This window comes from Mesorhizobium sp. WSM3868 (assembly GCF_002294785.1).
GTDB lineage: Bacteria > Pseudomonadota > Alphaproteobacteria > Rhizobiales > Rhizobiaceae > Mesorhizobium.
This window is the reverse complement of sequence record NZ_NSGB01000013.1, coordinates 20,679-43,332: the sequence shown is the minus strand read 5'-3', so window position 1 is coordinate 43,332 and position 22,654 is coordinate 20,679. Positions and strand designations below refer to the sequence as shown.

General features: G+C 63.7%; 24 protein-coding genes and 1 other RNA gene. 16 read left to right on the top strand and 9 right to left on the bottom strand.

Translation table 11 applies throughout. The features are described 5' to 3' along the window. Positions 1-147 precede the first annotated feature (147 nt). Positions 148-1,950: a chloride channel protein gene (locus CK221_RS20290; protein ID WP_095779014.1), complete on the top strand. Its 1,803-nt coding sequence runs from the start codon at positions 148-150 to the stop codon at positions 1,948-1,950. 6 nt (positions 1,951-1,956) lie between these two features. On the opposite strand, the gene CK221_RS20285 is transcribed toward CK221_RS20290, so the two are convergent. The 4 genes from CK221_RS20285 to CK221_RS20270 all read right to left on the bottom strand — a co-directional run bounded on the left by CK221_RS20285 (position 1,957) and on the right by CK221_RS20270 (position 3,736). After that, on the bottom strand, positions 1,957-2,184 hold the full coding sequence (locus CK221_RS20285; protein WP_095779013.1) for a ribbon-helix-helix domain-containing protein: 228 nt from the start codon (positions 2,182-2,184) through the stop codon (positions 1,957-1,959). A gap of 8 nt (positions 2,185-2,192) precedes the next feature. Further along, positions 2,193-2,390 carry a DUF4169 family protein gene (locus CK221_RS20280; RefSeq protein WP_066990872.1) on the bottom strand — a complete coding sequence of 66 codons (198 nt, stop codon included), beginning with the start codon at positions 2,388-2,390 and terminating at the stop codon, positions 2,193-2,195. Between the two features lie 9 nt (positions 2,391-2,399). Then, positions 2,400-2,936, bottom strand: a complete 537-nt coding sequence (locus CK221_RS20275; RefSeq protein ID WP_066990875.1) for an SspB family protein — start codon at positions 2,934-2,936, stop codon at positions 2,400-2,402. Between the two features lie 116 nt (positions 2,937-3,052). Then, complete coding sequence (locus CK221_RS20270; protein WP_095779012.1) at positions 3,053-3,736, bottom strand: TetR/AcrR family transcriptional regulator; 684 nt, start codon at positions 3,734-3,736, stop codon at positions 3,053-3,055. Positions 3,737-3,945: 209 nt separating this feature from the next. On the opposite strand from CK221_RS20270, the gene CK221_RS20265 reads away from it, so the two are divergent. Continuing rightward, entirely contained in the window at positions 3,946-5,151 is a 1,206-nt protein-coding gene (locus tag CK221_RS20265) for a multidrug effflux MFS transporter (protein ID WP_095779011.1), read from the top strand. A 140-nt stretch (positions 5,152-5,291) separates the two neighbouring features. On the opposite strand, the gene ssrA is transcribed toward CK221_RS20265, so the two are convergent. Then, positions 5,292-5,652: a transfer-messenger RNA gene (ssrA, locus tag CK221_RS20260) on the bottom strand. A 169-nt stretch (positions 5,653-5,821) separates the two neighbouring features. Between ssrA and CK221_RS20255 the strand changes: the two genes are divergently transcribed. From CK221_RS20255 to CK221_RS20230, 6 genes are all read left to right on the top strand, one after another. Beyond that, positions 5,822-6,133 carry a DUF2853 family protein gene (locus CK221_RS20255; protein ID WP_095779010.1) on the top strand — a complete coding sequence of 104 codons (312 nt, stop codon included), beginning with the start codon at positions 5,822-5,824 and terminating at the stop codon, positions 6,131-6,133. A gap of 140 nt (positions 6,134-6,273) precedes the next feature. Further along, entirely contained in the window at positions 6,274-7,068 is a 795-nt protein-coding gene (locus tag CK221_RS20250; protein ID WP_095779009.1) for a thymidylate synthase, read from the top strand. 387 nt (positions 7,069-7,455) lie between these two features. After that, complete coding sequence (modA, locus tag CK221_RS20245) at positions 7,456-8,250, top strand: molybdate ABC transporter substrate-binding protein (protein ID WP_095779008.1); 795 nt, start codon at positions 7,456-7,458, stop codon at positions 8,248-8,250. A 19-nt stretch (positions 8,251-8,269) separates the two neighbouring features. Beyond that, complete coding sequence (modB, locus tag CK221_RS20240) at positions 8,270-8,974, top strand: molybdate ABC transporter permease subunit (RefSeq protein ID WP_067323203.1); 705 nt, start codon at positions 8,270-8,272, stop codon at positions 8,972-8,974. Then, complete coding sequence (gene modC / locus CK221_RS20235) at positions 8,971-10,083, top strand: molybdenum ABC transporter ATP-binding protein (protein WP_095779007.1); 1,113 nt, start codon at positions 8,971-8,973, stop codon at positions 10,081-10,083. The genes modB and modC overlap by 4 nt, the downstream gene beginning before the upstream one ends. 85 nt (positions 10,084-10,168) lie before the next feature. Beyond that, positions 10,169-10,510, top strand: coding sequence for a winged helix-turn-helix domain-containing protein (locus CK221_RS20230; protein WP_095779006.1), 342 nt, complete (start codon positions 10,169-10,171; stop codon positions 10,508-10,510). Positions 10,511-10,527: 17 nt separating this feature from the next. Here the strand turns inward: CK221_RS20230 and cobF are convergent, their stop codons facing one another. Then, positions 10,528-11,301 (bottom strand): precorrin-6A synthase (deacetylating), encoded by a 774-nt coding sequence (gene cobF / locus CK221_RS20225; protein WP_095779005.1) that lies wholly within the window; start codon positions 11,299-11,301, stop codon positions 10,528-10,530. A gap of 176 nt (positions 11,302-11,477) precedes the next feature. On the opposite strand from cobF, the gene CK221_RS20220 reads away from it, so the two are divergent. The 6 genes from CK221_RS20220 (at position 11,478) to CK221_RS20195 (ending at position 17,164) form a co-directional block, all read left to right on the top strand. After that, the gene (locus CK221_RS20220) at positions 11,478-12,491 is read left to right on the top strand and encodes a DUF4424 domain-containing protein (RefSeq protein ID WP_095779092.1); all 1,014 of its coding nucleotides are present in this window, start codon (positions 11,478-11,480) and stop codon (positions 12,489-12,491) included. Continuing rightward, positions 12,491-13,009, top strand: a complete 519-nt coding sequence (locus CK221_RS20215; RefSeq protein ID WP_095779004.1) for a dihydrofolate reductase — start codon at positions 12,491-12,493, stop codon at positions 13,007-13,009. Before CK221_RS20220 ends, CK221_RS20215 begins: the two co-directional genes overlap by 1 nt. Positions 13,010-13,255: 246 nt before the next feature. Beyond that, positions 13,256-14,353 (top strand): FtsH protease activity modulator HflK, encoded by a 1,098-nt coding sequence (hflK, locus tag CK221_RS20210; protein WP_066990906.1) that lies wholly within the window; start codon positions 13,256-13,258, stop codon positions 14,351-14,353. Then, positions 14,353-15,315 carry a protease modulator HflC gene (locus CK221_RS20205; protein WP_095779003.1) on the top strand — a complete coding sequence of 321 codons (963 nt, stop codon included), beginning with the start codon at positions 14,353-14,355 and terminating at the stop codon, positions 15,313-15,315. The genes hflK and CK221_RS20205 overlap by 1 nt, the downstream gene beginning before the upstream one ends. A gap of 6 nt (positions 15,316-15,321) precedes the next feature. Then, a complete protein-coding gene (locus tag CK221_RS20200; protein WP_066990912.1) occupies positions 15,322-15,507 on the top strand; it encodes a DUF2065 domain-containing protein in 186 nt (61 codons plus the stop codon). 145 nt (positions 15,508-15,652) lie between these two features. Beyond that, positions 15,653-17,164 (top strand): DegQ family serine endoprotease, encoded by a 1,512-nt coding sequence (locus tag CK221_RS20195; protein WP_066990915.1) that lies wholly within the window; start codon positions 15,653-15,655, stop codon positions 17,162-17,164. Between the two features lie 41 nt (positions 17,165-17,205). Here CK221_RS20195 and CK221_RS20190 read toward each other — a convergent pair whose 3' ends face one another. Next, positions 17,206-17,778, bottom strand: a complete 573-nt coding sequence (locus tag CK221_RS20190) for a GNAT family N-acetyltransferase (RefSeq protein WP_066990918.1) — start codon at positions 17,776-17,778, stop codon at positions 17,206-17,208. Then, positions 17,775-18,662, bottom strand: coding sequence for a phosphoserine phosphatase SerB (gene serB / locus CK221_RS20185; RefSeq protein ID WP_095779002.1), 888 nt, complete (start codon positions 18,660-18,662; stop codon positions 17,775-17,777). The genes CK221_RS20190 and serB overlap by 4 nt, the downstream gene beginning before the upstream one ends. Here serB and miaA point away from each other — a divergent pair. Continuing rightward, positions 18,652-19,596 carry a tRNA (adenosine(37)-N6)-dimethylallyltransferase MiaA gene (gene miaA / locus CK221_RS20180; protein ID WP_095779091.1) on the top strand — a complete coding sequence of 315 codons (945 nt, stop codon included), beginning with the start codon at positions 18,652-18,654 and terminating at the stop codon, positions 19,594-19,596. The two genes, serB and miaA, sit on opposite strands and share 11 nt — an antisense overlap. A 123-nt stretch (positions 19,597-19,719) precedes the next feature. Continuing rightward, positions 19,720-20,511, top strand: coding sequence for a GGDEF domain-containing protein (locus tag CK221_RS20175; protein WP_066990920.1), 792 nt, complete (start codon positions 19,720-19,722; stop codon positions 20,509-20,511). Positions 20,512-20,723: 212 nt separating this feature from the next. On the opposite strand, the gene CK221_RS20170 is transcribed toward CK221_RS20175, so the two are convergent. Beyond that, entirely contained in the window at positions 20,724-22,553 is a 1,830-nt protein-coding gene (locus tag CK221_RS20170) for an ATP-binding protein (RefSeq protein WP_066990923.1), read from the bottom strand. Between the last annotated feature and the right edge of the window lie 101 nt (positions 22,554-22,654).

Sequence of the window (22,654 nt, the reverse complement as noted above, 5' to 3'; positions counted from 1 at the left end):
CTTATGAAAGCTCGGGCCTGGCGCATCCATGACCAAAATGACGCGGAGCAACCGCCAAAAACGGCCTTGAAGAATTATATCGTGTTACGATATGTAGCCGCCCGACAACCGGACGGCACCGCGCCGCCAGAAAGCTCAGGCTCCCCAATGAAATCCGCTCATGCCGGAAACGGCCATCTCCGCGACTTCACCACCGATCCTCGGGTGCTCATTATCGCCGCCATCGCAGTCGTTGTCGCGACCGCCGGGCTGTTTGCCGGCATCGCGCTGTTGAAGCTGATAAGGCTCGCCACCAACATCGCCTATTTCGGCCAGTTCACGCTGACCGAGCTCAGGCTCGAGGACACGCCGCTCGGCTATGCCGCCGTGCTGGTTCCAGTGATCGGCGCGCTGATCATCGGGCTGATGGCGCGCTTCGGCAGCGAAAAGATCCGCGGCCACGGCATTCCGGAAGCCATCGAAGCAATCCTGCTCGGCCGCTCGCGGCTCGACGCCAAAGTGGCGGTATTGAAGCCATTGTCGTCGGCGATCTCGATCGGCTCCGGCGGACCGTTCGGCGCCGAGGGGCCGATCATCATGACCGGCGGGGCGATCGGCTCGCTGATCGCGCAGATGCTGCCGGTCAGCGACAATGAACGCAAGACGCTGCTGGTGGCGGGCGCGGCGGCCGGCATGACGACCGTGTTCGGCACGCCCATCGCGGCAATCATGCTCGCCGTCGAGCTGCTGCTGTTCGAATGGACGCCGCGCAGCTTCATCCCGGTCGCCGTTGCCGCCATCGTCGCCGAGGTCGAACGCACCTTGCTGCACCTGCCCGGACCGATCTTCCCGTTCTCGGGCAGCATGGAAGCGTCGATCGCCGGATTGGGTGGCTGGGTGCTGGTCGGGATTGCCGCCGGCCTGCTCTCCGGCTTGCTGACGCAAATGGTCTATGCGTGCGAGGACGCCTTCCAGAAGCTGCCGATACACTGGATGTGGTGGCCGATGATCGGCGGCCTGGTGGTCGGTATCGGCGGACTGATCGAGCCGCAGGCGCTCGGTGTCGGCTACGACAACATCGCCAACATGTTGGATGGCCATGTGCTGGCGGCGGCCGCACTGACGCTTTTGGTGATCAAGGCCATTGTCTGGTCGGTGGCGCTGGGTTCGGGAACGTCGGGCGGCGTGCTGGCGCCGCTCTTGATCATGGGCGGCGCGATGGGCGCGGTGCTTGCCGGTATCCTGCCCGAGGCGACGCCCGGCTTCTGGCCGCTGCTGGCGATGGCCGCGACCATGGGCGGCACCATGCGCGCGCCGCTGACCGCGACCTTCTTCGCGGTCGAACTCACCGGCAACACCCACATGCTGGTGCCGCTGATCGCAGCCTGCGCCACCGCCCATGCCGTCACCGTGCTGTTGATGAAGCGATCGATCCTGACCGAAAAGGTGGCGCGGCGCGGACACCACCTCGTTCGCGAATACCGCGTCGATCCCTTCGCGCTGACCAGGGTGCGCGAGGTGATGACGACCAAGGTCGAGAGCGTGCCGGCGACGATGACGCTGCACGGCGCGGCGGCATTCCTGACCGCGCCGGACACGCGCCATCCGAGCTTTCCTGTGATCGACGAGAATGGCCATGTGCTCGGCCTCATCGATCCGCCGGCGATCCTGCGTTGGCGCCGCGCCGGCAAGCACCGCAAGACGACGCTCTGCGAACTTTTGGCCGGCAGCAAGGTCACGCTCGCCTATCCCGACGAATATCTGGAAGGACTGTCAGACAAGCTGCTCCTGGCCAACGTCTCGCATCTGCCGGTCGTCTCGCGCGAGGATGCACGGCTGGTCGGCTATATCGGCTGGAAGGACCTGATGCGGGTGCGGTCGAAAAAGCAGGCCGAGGAACGCGACCGTTCGGCCCTGCTCAGCTTCGGCGCCAAGCGCAAGGCGCAGGAAAGCCTCGGCGATCCGGTCTGAGGCCGGTCAAGACGCCTTGCCGCCGCGCTTTGCCCAGGCGAGCACGTAGAGTCTGAGCGCGGAGGAGAGGTTGGCGTCACGGGTCCGCGTTTCGTCGATCTCGGCAACGAGGGCCGCGAGCGACAGCGAGCGCTGCGTCGCGATCGCCACCAAATCGTCGTAGAAGGGTTGCTCCAGGGAAAAACTGGTGCGGTGGCCGCGAATCGTCACCGAGCGTTTTTCGACAGCGGCCATCCGGGCGCTCAGCGCCGGTCCGGATCGCCGGGCTTTTCGCGGCGATGGCCGTCCATGAATTTTTCCGTCATGTCGGACGTCAGCCGGTCACGCTCGCGCTCGGCTTTGGAACGGCCGTGCAATGCCCGGTTTTCCCCGGCCAGGCGTTCCTTCTCGATGCGCGCTTTCTGCTTGCGGGCCTGGCGGAGATTGACGACCTCGCCCATTTCCCCGGCTCACTTCTTGCGAAAGGCGTCGAGCGAAACCACTTCGGCACCCTTGCCGCCGGTATCGGCGGCAGCCGGCTTCTTCTCGGCCTCGGTGGCCTTTTTCTTCGATTCCGGTTTCTTTTCGGTCACGACCGCGATCGGCAGCTCCGGGGCCGGCGCGGCGTCGTCGTCTTCCGCTGCGTTGTCCGCCTTGACGTCGAATTCGAGTTCGAAATTCACTGATGGGTCATAGAAACCGCGCACGGCGGAGAAGGGGATTTCGAGCTTTTCGGGCACGTCGGAAAAGGAGAGTCCCACCTCGAAACCGGTGTCGGTCACCTTCAGGTCCCAGTACTGGAACTGGATGACGATGGTCATCTGCTCCGGATAACGCTCGCGCAGCCGCGAGGAGATGCGCACGCCCGGCGCGCCGGTCAGGAAGGTGATGAAGAAATGATGGTTGCCCGGAAGGCCCGTGCGCGCGACTTCGGCCAGGACCTTGCGCATGACGCCGCGCAATGCCTCCTGGGCCAGAATGTCGTAGCGGATGTGGTCGTCGGCCATGTGACGGTCGGGTTCCATTGAATCGTCCGCATAGCTGTAATCAAGCTTGGGCGCGGCGTAAACCGCATATAGGCGCCGAAAGCTAAGGCCAAGAGGGCTGGCGGCGATTTGATCGCTCAGGCGTGGGCGAGGGCGGCCTGCCGGGCGGCTGCCGCTTTCTTCCTGCCGAAGGCGGCCAGAAAGGTGTGCACGCCATTGGTCGCTGACCGCAACACCTCTTCCTCCGTCGGTATGCCGCCGAGCATGAAGGTTGTCTGCAACTCGGCGTTGACGAGTGCGAGGAACTGCCGCGCCGCCACGTCCGGATCGTCGATCGAGAGGTGCCCGGCATAGGCCAGCCGCGCGAAGCGGGCGGCAAGCGCCGACCAGGTGCGGCCCGGTCCCTGTTCGCGCCACTCGGCAAAAAGCTCGGGATAGCGCTCGCCCTCGGCCTGGATCAGCTTGCGCAGGAAGCGGCCGTCGCGATTGCAGATACAGTTGCGGTTCATGCGCACCGCGAAGGCGACAAGATCGGCTTCGAGATCGGCGGGCTGGTCGGGAAAGGTGGCAATGGTGGCGAAGATGCCGGCATTGCAGCGCTCCGTCAGGTCGCGCACAATGGCCATGAACAGCTTTTCCTTATCGCCATGGTGATTGTAGACGGTCTGGCGCGAAACGCCGGCCTCGGCCGCGATCAGGTCGATATTGGCGCCGGCATAGCCTTCGCGGCAGAAGACCGAAGCGGCAGCATCAACCACCGATATGCGCTTGGCCTCATGGCTGCGTGGCGGGAAAGTGTCAGGAGAAACGCCGACCTTCATAAAAAACTATATAGCGATGATTGACGAATTGGACAAGCCTGTCTAAATTTATAGACACCATAAAGCGAAGTCCGCTCCCGGGAAACGGCAGATTCGCGCTTTGAAGCGACGATGATTTCACATCCCGGATGTCGGGGTTCCACGGGATGGAACGTCCTCGGGTAGACGCCGGACCACGGCGGCAACCAGATCCGAAAGAAGCCCTTATCATGAGTCCCAAATTCCTCCGCATCGCGGTCGTGCTAGGCTTGTTGTCCGCAATCGGTCCGTTCGCCATCGATATGTACCTTCCCGCACTGCCTTCGATCGGTGCGGATTTGAAGGCTGGCACCGCCGCCGTGCAGATGAGCCTTTTGATCTTCTTCCTGTCGATGGGTTTCGGCCAGATCGTCGTCGGACCGATCTCGGACATGGTCGGGCGCAAGCTGCCGCTTTATGTCGGACTCGCGCTGTTCATGGTTGGCGGCGTCGGCTCGGCTATGGCGCCCACTATCGAGTGGCTGATCGCCTTCCGCTTCCTGCAAGGGCTCGGCGCCAGCGCCGGCATGGCAGTGCCGCGCGCCATCGTCCGCGACCTCCACACTGGTAATGAGGCCGCCAAGCTGATGTCGTTGCTGATGCTGGTGTTCTCGGTGTCGCCTATTCTCGCGCCGCTCACGGGCAGCCAGATCATCGAGAGCTTCGGCTGGCGTGCCGTGTTCTGGACTGTGACGGGCGCCGCCGCTTTAGCCACCATCCTGCTCGCGACCTCGCTGAAAGAGACGCGTTCGGCGGAGGAGCGCGCCAACTCGTCCTTCGGCACGGCACTTGCCGGTTACCGCTACCTGATGAGCGACCGCAACTTCCTTGGCCTGACGGCGATCGCCGGCTTCGGCATTGCGAGCTTCTTCGTCTATCTGTCGAGTTCGTCCTTCATCCTGATCGACCACTACGGCCTGTCGCCGTCGGTCTACAGCGTGTTCTTCTCGATCAACGCGGTCGCCTTCATCGGCATGTCGCAGCTGACCGGGATGCTGGCGGATCGCTTCGGCTTGAAGCCGGTCGTGTGGGTGGCGGTGACCGGCTATGCCACGGTGATGGTGGCGCTGTTCGCGATCATGGCATCCGGTGTCGACCGGCTCGACGTGATGGCGGCGCTGCTCTTTGTAGGCTACGGCTTCCTTGGCCTGGTCATTCCGACCACCTCCGTGCTGGCGATGGAAGAGCATGGCGAGATCGCCGGCACGGCATCGGCGCTGATGGGCACGCTGCACTTCGCCATCGGCGCGCTGGCCATGGGCGTGGCGGGCCTCTTCTTCGACGGCACGCCGCTGCCGATGGTGGCTGGCATCACGCTCTGCGCGGTGATTTCTTTCATGCTGGCCAAGCTGACGCTCGGCCGTGCGCGCGAAGCGGTCGAAGCACCTGCCGAGTAAGAAGCGGATATAAATTGGAAGAGGCCGGGATTGCCCGAGGCCGGGATTGCCCGGCCTTTTTCAGCTCAGGCAGGAGCGCAAGCAGGCGCGCCAAGCATGCCTTGGCCATTCAATTGACTTGGAAAGAAGACGAGGGGGAAGGTGGAGGTTTCTGTTGCCAGGTACCTCCGAACCCCGCCTAGAAGTGCGAACCCCTAGGGCTTGATTTGAAGCGTTCGCACTGCATTAAGCAGCGAGACGAGCTTCCGCATAGTTGTCGTTGGCAACTATAAGTTTAGCCCGATGACGGTGGTACAATGCCGGGCAAAAGTACGATCTTTACACCTTCGTCGATCCTATTTCGCCCCCAGCAAAAGCCGCTCCCTTTGGAAGAGCGGTTTTTGGTGGAGGCGCCGGGTACCGCCCCCGGGTCCGAACGGCTTATTTCATCGCCTGTTTATCGCCATAGTCGGTCAAGCCGACCAAGCGAATATAGGGAGCGGTTACGGAAAATGAAAGGGCCAAGTCGAGGCTTGTCCCCTGCGCCAAACCCGACAGCCGAGGGTTGACTTGCGCGTCTACTCAATCGAAGCTCCCCCGGCGATGAGGAATATCTGACCTAGCGCACAAGTTGCGCGGCGCGCCACAAGCCTCATCGATCGGATCCGTGGCGCCGACGAGGGGAAGTTTCATGGCCGACTATCTTGCGGATGTGAAGAAATACGATGCCGGCGCCAGCGCCGATGCGGTCGAGAAGATCGTCAAGCATCTTGGCATCGCGCTCAGGAACCGCGATTCCTCCCTGGTCTCCTGCGCGGACCCGAAGGAGCTCGAGCGGGTCCGGGACAACTGGGTGACCAAGAAGCTTGGGATTGCCGACGCCAAGAAGGCCGACGCCTCGATCGAGATGGCGTGCAAGGCGATGGCCGCCGACAACACCAAGAGCCGCGTGACCTTCTATTATCTGGTGGCGAAGGACCTGGGCAAACTGGGTTCTCTGTGAGGCAAGGCCATCGGCAGCCGGCATGGCAACGTGCCGGCGCCGTGGATTTTTCGGCGCCGGATCGACATCTCTAGGCTTTGGGTATTCGACCGACACCCAGTCGGCTATGATCGCTTGTCATCCGAATCGAGGCCGAGCCGATGCGCCAATATCTCGACCTGTTGAAGCATGTGCTGGAGAACGGCTCCGATCGCGGCGACCGCACCGGTACCGGCACCCGCTCGGTGTTCGGATACCAGATGCGCTTCGACCTTTCGCGCGGCTTCCCGGTCACCACCACCAAGAAGCTGCATCTGAAGTCGATCATCCACGAGTTGCTGTGGTTCCTGGCCGGCGACACCAACATCAAATATCTCAACGACAACGGCGTCACCATCTGGGACGAATGGGCTGACGAGAATGGCGATCTCGGCCCTGTCTACGGCAAGCAGTGGCGCTCATGGCCGGATGGGCACGGCGGCGAGATCGACCAGATCGCCGCCCTTCTCAAGGAGATACGCAAGAATCCCAATTCGCGCCGGCTGATCGTCTCAGCCTGGAATCCGGCCCAAGTGGAGGCGATGGCGCTGCCGCCCTGCCATTGCCTGTTCCAGTTCTACGTTTCGGAAGGCCGGCTCTCCTGCCAGCTCTATCAGCGCTCGGCCGACGTTTTCCTGGGCGTGCCGTTCAACATCGCATCCTACGCCCTGCTGACCATGATGATGGCGCAGGTCACCGGCCTGAAGCCTGGCGATTTCGTCCACACGCTCGGCGATGCGCATCTTTACTTGAACCATTTCGAGCAGGCGCGCGAGCAGATTCGGCGCACGCCGAAGCCGCTGCCGACGATGTGGATCAACCCGGATGTGAAGGATCTTTTTGCCTTCCGCTTCGAGGATTTCCGCCTCGAGAACTATTTTGCGGACGCTAATATCAAGGCGCCGATCGCGGTTTAAGGCCCGGTTTGAGCGCTGCCAGCGCTCAAGTCGCCAGCCAGTCCCGGCCATGACGTCGGAGGCCTTGATCACCTATAGGTCTGCTTGCCCAGTCGCAGATTGGCCACCGCTTCGTTCGTGATCGAAGCCGTGTCGAGGGCGCCGCGCCGATAGCTATCCTGACATGCGAGGTGGTCGCTCCCTCGACGATGACCTTGCCCTTCAGGATATTGCCGGCGCTGATCTACATCCGCCTATGCCTCGCTGTATCGAACGGACTTCACCGTGGGCTGGTGGGAATCCCGACGTCCAATGGCGCGGAGCCTAAAAATCCTTTTCTTGTTATGTTCATCCGGATATATCGAGTCAGGCTCGAACCGAACGGATTTCAGAAGAGGGCGAGGCTTCATGACGGGCAAGGGTTTTGGATTGAAGGCGATCGCCATTGGCGGACTGACGGCAGCGTTGATGGCGGCCGTGCCGGCTGCTCACGCCGACGACACGGTGATCGTGTTCGCCGCGGCCAGCCTCAAGGACGCGCTCGATGCGGTCAACAAAGCCTGCGAGCCCGAAGTCGGCGAAGCGGCCACGATTTCCTATGCGGCAAGCTCGGCGCTGGCCAAGCAGATCGAGGGCGGCGCGCCAGCCGATGTCTTCGTCTCGGCAGACCTCGACTGGATGAAGTATCTGTCTGACAAGAAGCTGACCAGGCCCGACACCGAGGTGAAGCTGCTCGGCAACCAGATCGTGCTCGTGGCGCCGCGAGATTCCAAGGTCGAGGCGAAGGTCGAGAAGGGCTTCGACCTCGCCGGGCTCATCCGCGACGGTCGGCTCGCCATGGGGGATTTTAAGGCGGTGCCCGCCGGCAAATACGGCAAGGCGGCGCTGGAATGGCTGGGCGTCTGGTCCTCCGTCGAAGGCAAGGTCGCGCAGGCCGAGAATGTCCGCGCCGCGCTCAAGCTGGTGTCGACGGGCGAGGCCGCGCTCGGCATCGTCTACGCCACCGACGCCCATGCCGAAAAGGGCGTCAAGGTCGTCGGCACCTTCCCCGAGGATTCGCACCCGCCGATCATCTACCCGATTGCCCAGACCGCGGATTCGAAGGACAAGGATACGGCTGCCTTCCTGAAATGCGTCGAGTCAGCCAAGGCCGCCACGCTCTTCAAGGAACAGGGTTTTACGGTGCTGGCGCCGAGCAACTGAGAAAGACCTAACACCGCAAATGAACTGGCTGCTGGACCTCACTCCCGACGAATGGAATGCGGTCCGGCTGTCGATCAAGGTGGCGACTGTGGCGATGATCGCCAGCCTGCCGCCCGGCATCCTGATCGCGCTCGTCCTGGCCCGGGGGCGGTTCTGGGGCAAGACCTTGCTCAACGGGCTGGTGCATTTGCCGCTGATCCTGCCGCCGGTGGTGACCGGTTATCTGCTGCTGCTCACCTTCGGCCGGCGCGGGCCGGCCGGCGCCTTCCTCGCCGAGCATTTCGGCATCGTCTTTTCCTTCCGCTGGACGGGGGCAGCACTTGCCTGCGGGGTGATGGGGTTTCCGCTGATGGTGCGGGCGATCCGGCTGTCGATCGAGGCGGTCGACCGCAAGATGGAGGCGGCCGCCGGCACGCTCGGCGCCAACCCGATCTGGGTGTTTGCCACAATCACGCTGCCGCTGATCCTGCCCGGCCTGATCGCCGGCGCGATCCTGTCCTTCGCCAAGGCGATGGGCGAGTTCGGCGCGACCATTACTTTCGTCTCCAACATCCCCAACGAGACGCAGACGCTGCCCTCGGCGATCTACACCTTCACGCAGGTGCCGGGCGGCGATCCCGGAGCGCTGCGCCTGACGCTGATTTCGATCGTCATCTCGATGGTGGCGCTGGTGGCCTCCGAGGTTCTGGCGCGCCGGATCGGCCAGCGGATGGACATCGAATGACGCTCTCGGTGGACGTCAGTCATCGTCTCGGCGATTTCGCCATCGAGGCGAGTTTCGAAAGCGCCGGCCGGCTGACGGCGCTGTTCGGGCCTTCGGGCTCGGGCAAGTCGACGCTGATCAATGTGATCGCCGGGCTGATCCGGCCGCGGAAAGGGCGGATCGCGGTGGACGGGCGCGTGCTGGTCGACACCGCCGCCGGCATCTTCGTGCCGATGCACAGGCGACGGATCGGCATGGTGTTCCAGGATGCGCGGCTCTTCCCGCATTTGAGCGTCGCCGGCAATCTGCGCTATGGCCGCTGGTTCACGCCGGTTGCCGAGCGCTACGCCAGTATGGATGCGGTGGTCGAACTCCTTGGCATCGGTCCCATGCTCGACCGGCGGCCGGCGAAATTGTCGGGTGGTGAAAAGCAGCGCGTGGCGATCGGCCGTGCGCTGCTTGCCAGCCCAAAACTGCTTTTGATGGACGAGCCGCTTGCCTCGCTCGATGAGGCGCGAAAGGCCGAAATCCTGCCCTATATCGAGCGGCTGCGCGACGAGACGAAGATCCCGATCGCCTATGTCAGCCATTCCGTCGCCGAGGTGGCGCGGCTGGCGAGCGACGTGGCGGTGCTGTCCCAAGGCAAGATCGCGGCTTTCGGCCCGACCGAGGCGATCATGCAGCGGCTCGACCTCTTGCCGGCGGAGGAGCGCGGCGAGGGCGGCGCGGTGCTCGACACCATGGTGCTGCGTCACGACGAAAGTTTCGGCATGACTGTGCTCGCCTCGCCGGCCGGCGAGATCCGCGTGCCGCGCCTTCCAAGGCCGGCCGGCGCCCTGGTGCGCCTCCGCATCCGCGCCCGCGATGTCATGATCGCGACCGAACAGCCGTCGGGTTTTAGCGCGCTCAACATACTGCCGGGCAAGATCGCCGCGGTCAGGCCGGGCGTCGGGCCTACGGTGGAGATCGCCATCGACTGCAACGGAGCAACGGTGCTGGCGCGCGTCACCGAACAGTCGAAGCAGAGCCTTCGGCTCGCGCTCGGCCGCGAGGTCTTCGCGGTGATCAAGACGGTGAGCTTTGACAGCGCGACGACAGGTGCTGGGCTGCCGGTGGAGGCCGATGGTTGACGAAAGGGCAATATCGCTATGTTGGTTTGGAATAGCGATGTGGCGGCGGAGAGCGTAATCTCGACATGATCGCAGAGGACAAGGGATGCCATCGCTGAGCCTGCGGATAAATCTGGACCCTGACGGACGAATTGGTCCGGGCAAGATCGAATTGCTGGAGCAGATCGCCGCTTTTGGCTCGATCTCGGCCGCGGCGCGCAGCATGGAGATGTCCTACAAGCATGCCTGGGACCTGGTCGAGGACATGAACCGGGTGTTCGGCAAGCCGCTGGTGGCGGCGCAGACCGGCGGCCGAAAAGGCGGCGGCGCGCAATTGACCGCGGTGGGTCTCGCCGTCGTCAGCCGTTTCAGAGCGATTGAGCGCGCGGCGGCTTCAGCGGCGGCCGTCCATATGCAGGCGTTGCAGGCCGAGATCGACGCCGGTTGATTGGGCCTGTGAGGGGCCTATTCCTCCGGCTCCCCGGGCTTGCGGAGCAAATAGGTGTCCATGATCCAGCCCTTTTTGCGCCGAGCTTCCTCTCGGACCTTCTCGATTTCGGCGCCGACATCGCCGAGGCGGCCGGAAAGGATGATCTCGTCCGCCGTGCCGAGATAAGCGCCCCACTGAATGAAAACATCTTGGTCGACGAGTGTGTTGAAGGCGCACTTGCCGTCCAGCATGACAACGGTGCTTCCGGCATTCGCGGGCAGGCCTTCCTCAGTCAGCCGGCGGCCGGTGGTGACCAGGATCGAATCGCCGATGCGGTTGAGCGCCGTGGCATGGGAGGCGGCCAGCGCCTGGATCGCGGTGATGCCCGGAATGACCTCCAGCTCGAAACCGACATTGCCCCTCAGGCGCACGCGCTCCAGTATGCGCAGCGCGCTGTCGTAGAGCGAGGGGTCGCCCCAGATCAGGAATGCGCCGCAGCCGTCCTCGGCAAGCTCGTTGCCGATCAGCCCTTCATAGATTTCGGCGATCGCCTCGTGCCAGTCGTCGACGGTCACGCGATAGGACGATGTCGGCTCGGCCCGAACCGGGACGTCGAATTCGACGCGGCGCGACTTCGGGTTTGTGACGAAGCGGTCGCAGATCTGCCGACGGACCTCCGCAAGGTCGTTCTTCCTGGCGCCTTTGTCGGGAACGAACAGCACGTCGGCTCGGTTCAGGCCGTTGATGGCCTGTACGGTCATGTGGTCGGGATTGCCGGCGCCGATGCCGATGACGAGAAGCTTGCGCATAGGCGTCCTCCTGCCCGATCGGGCGGCCGGTGTCCAGACGGGGGCAGGCAGGCACGCGGGAACGCAAAACTCGGCCGGTCGGCAGAAACGCTGAACGCCTCTAGCTACTTCTCCTGGAATTGCTCTAGATGGAAGCGCATCCGCATGATCCCGGTCATGCCGTCGAGAGGGGAGCCATGACACGCACTATCCTGACCGCAGCGCTGGCATTCTCGGTTGCACCGGCCTTCGCCAACGATTCCGTTGCCGAGCTTGGCACCGGCGGGCTGATCCTGTCGCGCAGCGATGCGGTTGCCATGGAAAGCGAGGATCTCTTCATCTCGCCGGAAAAGGTGACCGTCGACTACGTTTTCCGCAACACTACCGACAAGGACGTCAGCGCGATCGTCGCCTTCCCGATGCCGGACATCGAAGGCGACCCGAACGAGATGCCGGCGATCCCGGAAGCGCAGAGCGACAATTTCCTCGGCTTCGAGGTGACGATCGACGGCGTCGACGCCAAGCCGCAGCTCGAACAAAAGGCGTTCGCGCTGGGCATCGACATCACCGACGAACTCAAGGCGCACGACGTGCCGCTCTATCCGTTCGGCGACGTCGCCAAGGCGGCGCTGGCAAAGCTGCCCAAGGACGTCCCGGAGGATTGGGAAGATCGCGGCATCATCATCGAAGACACCGCCGATAACGGTTCGGGCATGCAAACCGCCTACGCGCCGTTCTGGCAATTGCGCTCGACCTATTGGTGGCGCTCCACCTTCCCGGCCAACAAGCAAGTCCATGTCTCGCACCGCTACAAGCCGAGCGTCGGCGGCACGTCATCGGTCAGCTTCTATTACGACGGCAAGTTCCAGGGGCAGTACGACACTTACAAGACCCGCTACTGCATGGACGGCGCGTTCGAGAACGCTGTGCGCAAGGCAGCGAACGAAAATCCCGACGGCTATCCCAAATATTTCGAGAGCCGCATCGCCTATGTCCTGACCACCGGCGGCAACTGGGCGTCCGGCAGTATCGGCAACTTCAAGCTTACCATCGACAAGGGCAGCCCAAAGAATCTGGTTTCCTTCTGCGGCGACAATGTCCGCAAGGTGGGTCCGACGACGTTCGAGATGACGGCCAAGGATTTTTATCCGGAGCACGATATCGGCATCTTGCTGCTCGAGCCGTCGGACAATAGCGGGAACGGCGGCTGATGGACATCGCGATCTACGTCGCCATTGCCGAGAACGGCGTGATCGGACGCGAAGGGGGGCTGCCGTGGCGGCTTTCCAGCGACCTGAAACGCTTCAAGGCCGATACGATGGGCAAGCCGATCATCATGGGCCGCAAGACCTATGAGGGTATCGGCCGGCCGCTGCCCGGCAGGCTCAACATCGTGGTGACGCGAGCCAGAGACTGGCGATCCGAGGGCACCGAAGTCGCCCATTCGCTCGACGAGGCGATCACGCTGGCCAAGGTGCGCGGCCGCTGCATGGCAGGTGCCGAGGAGATCTGCGTCGTCGGAGGCGGCGAGATCTATGCCCAGGCCCTGCCGCTGGCCGATCGTCTCCACGTCACGCATGTGCTGGCCCCGGTCGATGGCGACGCTCATTTTCCGCCGATTGACCCGGCGATCTGGCGGATCGTCCGATCCGAGGATTTTCCGGCGGGCGAAAAGGACAGCCACGCGACACGCTATACCGTTTACGAGCGCCGCGGCGACGGTCACTGACGAGGACAAAGGGTCGCTGACGGCTCAAATCGCAGGCGCGCGTAGCGGATCGCGTTGAAAGCGCGTCACGGCGTCCCTATAGAAGAACGAGGGTACAGCGCCACGCTTCCAACCGGACGCGCAAGAAGGTCGCCGTAAAACTTTGATTTGGCGCATGATTCCTTTCGGAAAACCGATATCGGTTTTCGAGGTCATGCGCTAGGATCGCGCCGCAAGGCCTGAGGGAATCGAAGCGAAAGGACATTCATGCCCTGGAACGACAAGAGCGGTGGCGGCGGCCCATGGGGCGGCGGCGGCAATCAGGGGCCCTGGGGACAGGGACCGAAAGGCCCGAGCGGCCCGCCCGGGTCGCCTCCCGATCTCGAGGACATCATCCGCCGCGGCCAGGACAGGCTGCGGCGCGCTCTTCCGGGAGGCGGCGGCGCCAGCCCGGCCGTCCTCGGGCTGATCGCGCTCGCGCTTGTCGTGCTTTGGGCTTTCAAGGCCATCTATACCGTGCAGCCTGACGAGGTCGCGGTCGAATTGCGCTTCGGCAAGCCGAAGGCCGAGCTCTCGCAGCCAGGCCTGCATTTCCACTGGTGGCCGATCGAAACGGTCGAAACGGCAAAGATTTCCGAGCAGCTCGTCAGCATCGGCGGCGGGGCGAGCAGCGGCTCCGGGCTGATGCTCTCCGGCGACCAGAACATCGTCAATGTGCAGTTCTCGGTCGCCTACCAGGTTTCCGATCCAAGGGCCTATCTGTTCGACGTCTCCGATCCCGACGGCATGCTGACGCAGGTGGCCGAAAGCGCCATGCGCGAGGTCGTCGGCCGGCGCCCCGCGCAGGATATTTTCCGCGACGATCGCCAGGGTATTGCCACATCGGTGCGTGAGATCATCCAAAACACGCTCGACGGTTACAAGACGGGTCTGCAAGTCAACGCAATCTCCATCGAGGACGCCGCCCCGCCGCGCGAGGTCGCCGATGCTTTCGACGAGGTGCAGCGCGCCGAGCAGGACGAGGACAAGTTCGTCGAGCAAGCCAATCAATATTCCAACCAGAAGCTCGGCCAGGCGCGCGGCGAGGCGGCCCAGATCCGCGAAGATGCCGCCGCCTATAAGAACCGGGTCGTGCAGGAAGCCGAAGGTGAGGCACAGCGCTTCATCTCCGTTTACAACGAATATGCCAAGGCGCCCGACGTGACGCGCAAGCGCCTTTACCTGGAAACAATGGAGAGGATCCTGAAGGACTCGAACAAGGTCGTCGTCGAGCAGGGCAACGGGCAGGGCGTGCTTCCTTACCTGCCGCTGCCGGCGCTGCAGCCCAAGGCGCCGCCCGCGCCTGCGCTGGGAGGTAACCAGTGATGGCCAACCGTCTTCCCATCATCGCGGTCATCGCGGCCGTCCTTCTGTTCCTGCTCTATTCGTCGGTGTTCGTCGTCAAAGCGGGCGAGCAGGCGATCGTGCTGAGGTTCGGCGAGATCATCGACGTCAAGACCGAGCCGGGCATCTACTTCAAGGCGCCATTCGCCTTCTTCGATGCCGACAGCGTTCAGACGATCGAGAAAAAAGTGATGCGCTTCGACCTCGACAATATCCGCGTTCAGGTCTCCGGCGGCAAGTTCTACGAGGTCGATGCCTTCATCGCCTACCGCATTTCGGATCCGCGCACGTTCCGCGCGGCGGTATCGGGGCAGGTGGAACTCGCCGAAGCCCGGCTGAAGACGCGTCTCGATGCGGCGCTGCGCCGCGTCTATGGTCTGCGCGATTTCGAGGCGGCACTTTCCGAAGAACGCGGCGTCATGATGCGCGAGGTGCGTGACCAACTGCGTCCGGACGCGACGTCGCTCGGCCTCGACATCGAGGATGTGCGCATCCGCCGGACGGATCTGACCGCCGAAGTATCGCAGCAGACCTACGATCGCATGAAAGCCGAACGCCTGGCGGAAGCCGAGCGGCTGAGAGCCCGCGGCAACGAGGCGGCGCAGCGTATCAAGGCCAGGGCCGACCGCGAGGTCGTCGAGATCATCGCCGAGGCGCAGAAGGAATCGGAGATCCTGCGCGGTGAGGGCGAGGCGCAGCGCAGCGCCACCTTTGCTGAAGCCTATAAGCGGGACCCGGGCTTTTTCGATTTCTATCGCTCGATGAATGCTTACGGCACGGCCTTGGATAGCACCGGAACCACCATGGTGCTGTCGCCCGACTCCGAGTTCTTCCGTTTCTTCCGCGATCCGGAAAGCAAGCCCGAGCCCGGACAGCCGGCGGCATCGCAGCCCGCGCCCGCGACGCCGGCAGCCCCGGCCACGCAACCCGGCAGCGCCCAGTAGCGGGCGGTGCAGGATTTCCTCGCGGCCATCGGCCTGGTCCTCGTCATCGAGGGCCTGGTCTATGGCGGGTTTCCGGCTCTGGCCAGGAAACTGGCGGCGGAGGTGCTGTCGTTGCCGGAGAATGTGCTGCGGATCGCCGGATTGGCTGCAATCGCCATCGGCGTCGCCATCGTCTGGCTGGTTCGCGGCTGATGAAATTCCTTGGTGCCGAGGCGATTGACGATTTATCTTCCGCCGATAGCTATAGCCGCAAACGTGCCTTATTTCTTGCCAACATGAATTGGACGGGCGCCTTTGCGGAAGCGCCTTTCTTTTTCAAAAACGCCGGGAGGCCACGATGATATCCGACACCCTGTTGCGCGCGGCGCGGCGCAGGTTTTTCGCCGGCGCCACCGCATTCGTCGTCGGCATCATTGCCGTCCCGTCCTTCGTCACGCCCACGATCGCCTCCGACGCGCCGCCTTCCGTCGCCGACCTCGCCGAACGCCTGCTCGGCGCGGTGGTCAACATCTCGACCTCGCAAACCGTCAAAGGCACGGAAGGCCCCGGTGCGGTGCCGATGCCGCAGCTTCCGGAAGGCTCGCCCTTCCAGGACTTTTTCGATGACTTCTTCAAGAATCGCGGCGGCGACAAGGGCGGCGGGCAGAAGGTGCAGTCGCTTGGCTCCGGCTTCGTCATCGATGCCGAGCAGGGCATCGTGGTGACCAACAATCATGTCATCGCCGATGCCGACGACATCGAGGTCAATTTCTCCGACGGCGTGACGCTGAAGGCGACGCTTGTCGGCACTGATACAAAGACCGACGTCGCGTTGCTGAAGGTCGATCCGAAGGGCCACAAATTGACGGCGGTGAAGTTCGGCGATTCCACCAAGATGCGCGTCGGCGACTGGGTGATGGCGATCGGCAATCCGTTCGGTCTTGGCGGCACGGTCACGGTCGGCATCGTCTCGGCGCGCAACCGCGACATCAATTCCGGCCCTTATGACGATTTCATCCAGACCGACGCCGCCATCAATCGCGGCAATTCCGGCGGTCCGCTGTTCAACAGCAGTGGCGAGGTCATCGGCATCAACACGGCGATCATCTCGCCCTCGGGCGGCTCGATCGGCATCGGCTTTTCCATTCCCTCGCAGCTCGCCGCGGGCGTCGTCGATCAGCTTCGCCAGTTCGGCGAAACGCGGCGCGGCTGGCTTGGCGTGCGCATCCAGCCAGTGACGGACGACATCGCCGAAAGCCTCGGCATGGCGACGGCCAAGGGCGCGCTGGTGGCCGGCGTCATCAAGGGCGGACCGGTCGACAACGGCACGGTTCAAGCCGGCGACGTCATTATCAAATTCGACGGCAAGGACATCCACGAAATGCGCGACCTGCCGCGCGTCGTCGCCGAAAGCCCGGTCGGCAAGGCGGTCGACGTCGTCATCGTGCGCAAGGGCGTCGAGCAGACAGTGAAGGTGACGCTCGGCCGGCTCGAGGACGGCGAGAAGCTGGCCAGCGGCGAGAACGGCAGTACCGGCGAGGACAAGGGCGACAAGGCGGCTCCTGTGTCGACGGCTTCGGTGCTCGGCATGACCGTTGGCGAGCTCAACGAGCAGAACAGACAGAAATTCGGCATCGCGGCCGATGTGTCGGGCGTGGTCATCACCGACGTCGCCAAGGATTCGGCCGCCGCCGAACGCGGCATCCAGCCCGGCGAGGTGATCACCGAGATCGCGCAGGAATCGGTCGGCACGCCAAAGGATGTCATGGACCGGATCGGCGCGCTGAAGGAGCAGGGCCGCAAGAACGCGCTGCTGATGCTCGCCTCGAAATCCGGCGAGTTGCGCTTCGTGACGATCCGGATGGACTGATTCCGGAGAGCCCGAACGGGTTGATTTGCAAGAATGGGCGGCTAGCGGGCCGCCCTTTTTCGCGCCTGCCAGTCGTCGCGCGACAGCCGGTACAGCGAATGCCGCTTAAGATGAGGGTGGCTGTCCGGCACGGCGGGATGGTCGAAATCGGCGCCCGGGTCGGCGCGCATGCCGAGCCGCTTCATGACGGCGATCGAGCGATGGTTTTCCGCGACGGCAAAGGAGACGATTTCGTCCAGCTCCAGCGTTTCGAAACCGAAGGCGAGCCAGGCTTCGGATGCCTCGGTGACATAGCCCTTGCGCCAGTATTCCGGTGCCAGCCGCCAGCCGATCTCGATCGTGCCGGCCGGCAGCGAGGGCACATGATCGGTTTCGAGGAGGCCGACGAAGCCGATGCACTCGCCGGTGGCGGCGATCTCGGCCGCGGCGAAGCCGTAGCCATCCTCATCGATCCAGGCCCGGAGCTCGTCCATCTTTGCGTCCGCCGTGGCGCGGTCGCGGCGGAACGGAAAAAATTCCATCACGCGCTCGTCCGAGTTGATGCGATGGAAGAGCGCGCGGTCGCGCTGTTCCCAATTGCGCAGGATGAGGCGCTCGGTGCGGATCGGCTTCATTGCACGAATTCTCCCTGGCGATAGCCCTGGAGGTAAAGCAGCGCGGTCAGATCGCCGTGGTCGATGCGGATCCTTGCCTGTTCCGCCACCGCCGGCTTGGCGTGCAGCGCGACGCCGGTGCCGGCAAGGCGGATCATGTCGAGGTCGTTGGCGCCGTCGCCAACGGCAACCGCATCCTGCGTCGTCACGCCCAGCCTTGCCGCGATGTCGAGCAGCGCCTCGGCCTTGGCGGCGCGGCCGAGGATAGGCGCGGCCACCGTGCCGGTGAATCTGCCGCCGTCCTCGATCAGCCGGTTGGCGCGGTTCTCCTGGAAGCCCAGCATTGCGGCGATGCGGTTGGTGAAGACGTCGAAGCCGCCTGAGACCAGAGCCGTCCAGGCGCCGTTGGCACGCATGGTCTGCACCAGCGCGCGGCCGCCGGCGGCCAGCGTCAGCCGGTTGGCGATGATGCGGTCGACCACCGCCGTGTCGAGGCCCTTCAGCAAGGCGACGCGTTCGCGCAAGGCCGGCTCGAATGCGATCTCGCCATTCATCGATCGCGCGGTGATCGCAGCGACACGGTCTTTGACGCCGATCTCGTCGGCAAGCTCGTCGATGCATTCCTGATTGATCATGGTCGAATCCATATCGGCAAGCAGGATCCTCTTCCTCCTGCCTTCAGCCGGCTGGACGATGATGTCGACCGGCTCGGAGGCCAATGCCGCGCGCAGATTGGCTGTCAATTCGCCGATGTCGGGCGTCTCCGGCAAAACCAGATCGCAGGCGACATGCTCGGCCAGCCAATGAACGGCGCTTGCGCCTGCCGCTCGCGAAGCGATATTCGCAAGCGGGACCGACACTCGGCGGTCTTTGGGATTGGACACAAGCGTGGCGATCAGAGGCATCGAAAATTCCGGCAGGCAGGCGGGCGAAGGCCGCGTGAAAAACGCCATCCTGATAGCGGGGCCGACCGCCAGCGGCAAGTCGGCGCTGGCGCTGGACATCGCCGAGCGCAAGGGCGGCGTCATCGTCAACACCGATTCCATGCAGGGCTATTCGGTTCTTGACGTCCTGACGGCGCGTCCGAGCGCGGCCGAAACGGCGCGCGTGCCGCATTATCTCTACGGCCACGTGCATCCTTCGACAGCCTACTCGACCGGCGCCTGGCTGCGCGACGTCACCGGGCTGATCGCGGAAGGTATTTTGTCCGGCCGGCCGGCTGTCTTCGTCGGCGGCACCGGGCTCTATTTCCGCGCTTTAGCCGAAGGCATCTCGGACATGCCCGACATTCCACCTTCGGTGCGTGAGCGCTGGCGCTACGAACTCAAGGAACAAGGGGCAGAACGGCTGCACCTCATATTGATGCATCAGGACTCGGCTGTCGCCATGCAGATCCGGCCGACCGACGGCCAGCGCATTGTGCGGGCGCTGGAGGTGCTCGACGCGTCGGGACGGTCGATCCTTGAATGGCAGGCGGCACGCGGCCAGCCGCTCATCGACCGCGACAGCGCAGGCTTCCTCGTGATCGAGCCGGATCGCGGCGAACTGGTGGCGCGTATCGGGGCGCGTTTCGATCAAATGCTCGACAAGGGCGCGCTCGACGAGGTCAGGCAGCTGATGGCGCTCGACCTCGATCCGAACCTGCCGGCGATGAAGGCGATCGGCGTGCGCGAGCTGCAGGCCGCGATGGCCGGACACATGGGCTTTCCCGAAGCGATTGAGCGAGCCAAGATCGCCACGCGCCAATATGCCAAGCGGCAGACGACCTGGTTCAAACACCAACTGGGACCGGAGTGGCAAAGGTTACGCCCGGGCGAGAAATGGTCAATCCTGGACTGATAGAATGCGATTTGATCAGGGGCTTGGAATTGTGAGTGCAGCTTCCCGTCACGGTTGTCCGGGTTAACCGTCCGTAAGGCCGGGCATGCCATAACGGCGACGGTCGCAGTACCGCGGGGCGTTATGCGTTTTCACAAGGCGGAATCCGCGTTTTTCGTCTTTATCTTCGTGATCCTGGCCGCCGGCCTGGTGACCTTTCACGCCTATGGCCAATTGCAGGATATCGCGACCGCTCTCGACACCGCATCGCGCCTCGACAGAATCGCCTATCTCAACAAATTGCTGTTCGTGACCGGTGCGCTACTGGCTGCTGCCCTGTTCTTCGGAACCTTCTTCATCTACCCGCTGATCCGCGGCCAGGTGAGGGAAGAGGGCAAGTTGCGCGCCATGACGGTGTCGCTGAGCGCCCGTTCGCAAACGCTTGAGCACGCAGCGCTCACCGACGGCCTGACCGGAATGCAGAACCGCCGCTACTTCGATGACGCGTTGCGGGAATATCTCGACGAGTTCGGCCGCATCGACAAGCCGGTGGGCCTGATGATCCTCGATCTCGATCATTTCAAGCAGGTCAACGACACGCATGGCCACGATGTCGGCGACGAGGTTCTGCGGTCCGTCGCGCAGTGCGTACGGGGCATGACCCGCTATCACGATGTGGTGGCGAGGCTGGGCGGCGAGGAGTTCGCCGTGGTCACGCCCAACATGGATGCGGAACTGCTCGCGCGGTTCGCCGAGCGCATCCGCAAGGCGATCGCCAACCTGTCGATCATGTCGGGCAATGTGCGGCTGAAGGTCACCACCAGCGTCGGCCTCGCCGTCTGGGACCGCAAGGAAAGTGCCGAGGACTTCTATCGTCGCGCCGACCGACAGCTCTACGAGGCGAAGAAGCAGGGCCGCAACCGCGTCTGCGCCTGAAATTCCATGATCAAATTCTTGACGCTGGCCGCCTAGAGCCGTGTTCTGCGCTTCTACCGTGCCCGCATGTCTTATGATCCTTTCCGAAAAGCGTTCTCGATTTTCGGGGTCATGCGCGTGCTCACGGACTATATGTCCGCTCCGCTCGGGTCCTCGATAGCGACTCCAGTCGACTCAGCCCGGGACTCAGTCGGCGCGAAGATGCAGAACGATCAATCGTTCTGCTGGCGCATGCCGAAGGTCGAGGGCCTCAGGCCGTAACGCATGTCGAAATCGTCGTCCGGCTGCACGCGCGGCGCCGATGGCTTGCGGTAATCGGGGTCGCCAGCCTGGCGCCCGGTATCGACGGCCTCGGCGAACGCGATCGACTGCTGCGGTTTCGGCACGTTGCGCAGACGCTCGACAATTCCGGCGAGATCGACATCGTCGCCGGCTTCCGCGGGCAAGGCCTGCTCCCGCTTCGCAGTGCCGGGAATGAATTCCTGGGACAGTTTCTCGAATTTGAGCCGCATGGTCGTCGCCACGCCTTCGCCGAAGGCAATGGCTTCGCGCTGGCCCATGGAGGACAGGAACGCCAGCGTCGAGGCCGAGGAATCGGCGATCGCCGAGCGGATGATCGCCTGGTCCTGCTCGTTGGCGAGCCGCATGGCGAAGAAAGTCGAGCATTGCGACAGGATGGTCGGATCGAGCTCGCCTGGACGCTGGGTCACAACGCCGAGATAGCAGCCATATTTGCGGCCTTCCTTGGCGATGCGCGACAAAGCGTGCCTGGTCGGCGCGAAGCCGAGGCGCGGATCGGCAGGCATGTAGCGGTGCGCTTCCTCGCAAAGCAGGAGCAGCCGCAGCCGGCCCTCGCTCCAGAGCGCAAGGTCGAAGGCGAGACGCGCCAGCACCGAGCAGACCGAATTGACGACTTCGGACGGCATGCCCGCCATCTCGAAGCAGGTCACCGGACGTCCATGGTTCGGCACGCGGAAGATGTTGCCGATCGTCTCGTGGATGGTGTCCTCGATCAGCCGCGAATTGAACATGAAACGGTAGCGCGGGTCGGAAGCGGCCGATTCGATGCGCGTCCTCAACGACTTCAGTGTCGGCCGATCGTTCTTGCTTTCGAGCAGACCCATGCGCTCGTCGATCTGCTTGAGCAGATCGGCGATGCGGTAAGGCACCGGCGTGTCCGCCGTCAGCGCATCGCTGCCGCGCCTGATATACGAGCCGGAGCTCGGGTTGCGATAGAGGTTCTTGGCGGCCGGGATGAGGTCGCGGAGGACGTCGACTTCCTCCGGAACGGTCTCGCGACCGCGAAACAGAACTTCGGCGAATTCTTCCAGTCTGAACATCCAGAACGGCAGGTCGAGCGTCTTGGAATCAACCTTCACGCAGTATTCCGGAAGCGAGGCGGCAAACTCGTTGTGCGGGTCGAGGATCAGCACGCGCAGATCGGGCCGCGCCTCGATCGATTTGCGCAACAGCAGCGAGACAGCCGTGGATTTGCCGACGCCGGTCGTGCCGACAATGGCGAAATGGCGCGCCAGCGTGTCGTCGACAGCGATGTTGGCGTCGATCGCCTCGTCCTGGGACAGCGTGCCGATGGTGATCGAATGGCGGCCGGCGAGATCGTAGACGGCCTGCAGGTCGCGGCTGCGGATACGGTGGGCAACCGCGCCGATATGCGGATAGGTGGTGATGCCGCGGTCGAAGACCGGTTTGGCGCCGGGCTCGGCGCCGTCGCGCACCTCGCCGATCAGTTCGATGCTGACCTCGATTGCGTTCTGGCCCTCATTGCTCCAGGCGCGGTCAGACTTGCCGATCGCATAGACAAGACCAACGGTTCGCGTCGCGCCAAGGTTGATGGAAATCATCTTGCCGACGGTCCACAGGCCGGTCACCGTGCCTTCGGCATCTTCGGCATAGGCGCTGATGGTAGCGCGCGCACCGTCGCATTGCACGACGTTGCCCAGGATGCGCTTGTCGCTCTGCTGGGCGTCGCGGCGCTCCTGCGAGGTCGGCTCCCCAACGGAGGCTTCGCGTTCAACAAACATCGGTTACCTGTCCCATTCCCCTCGGGGTCAAAGCTATCCCAATCGGGGTTAAAGCCGCGTGAGGTCGGATGGTGTAGGGCCCGTTAAACCACTCGCGAAAA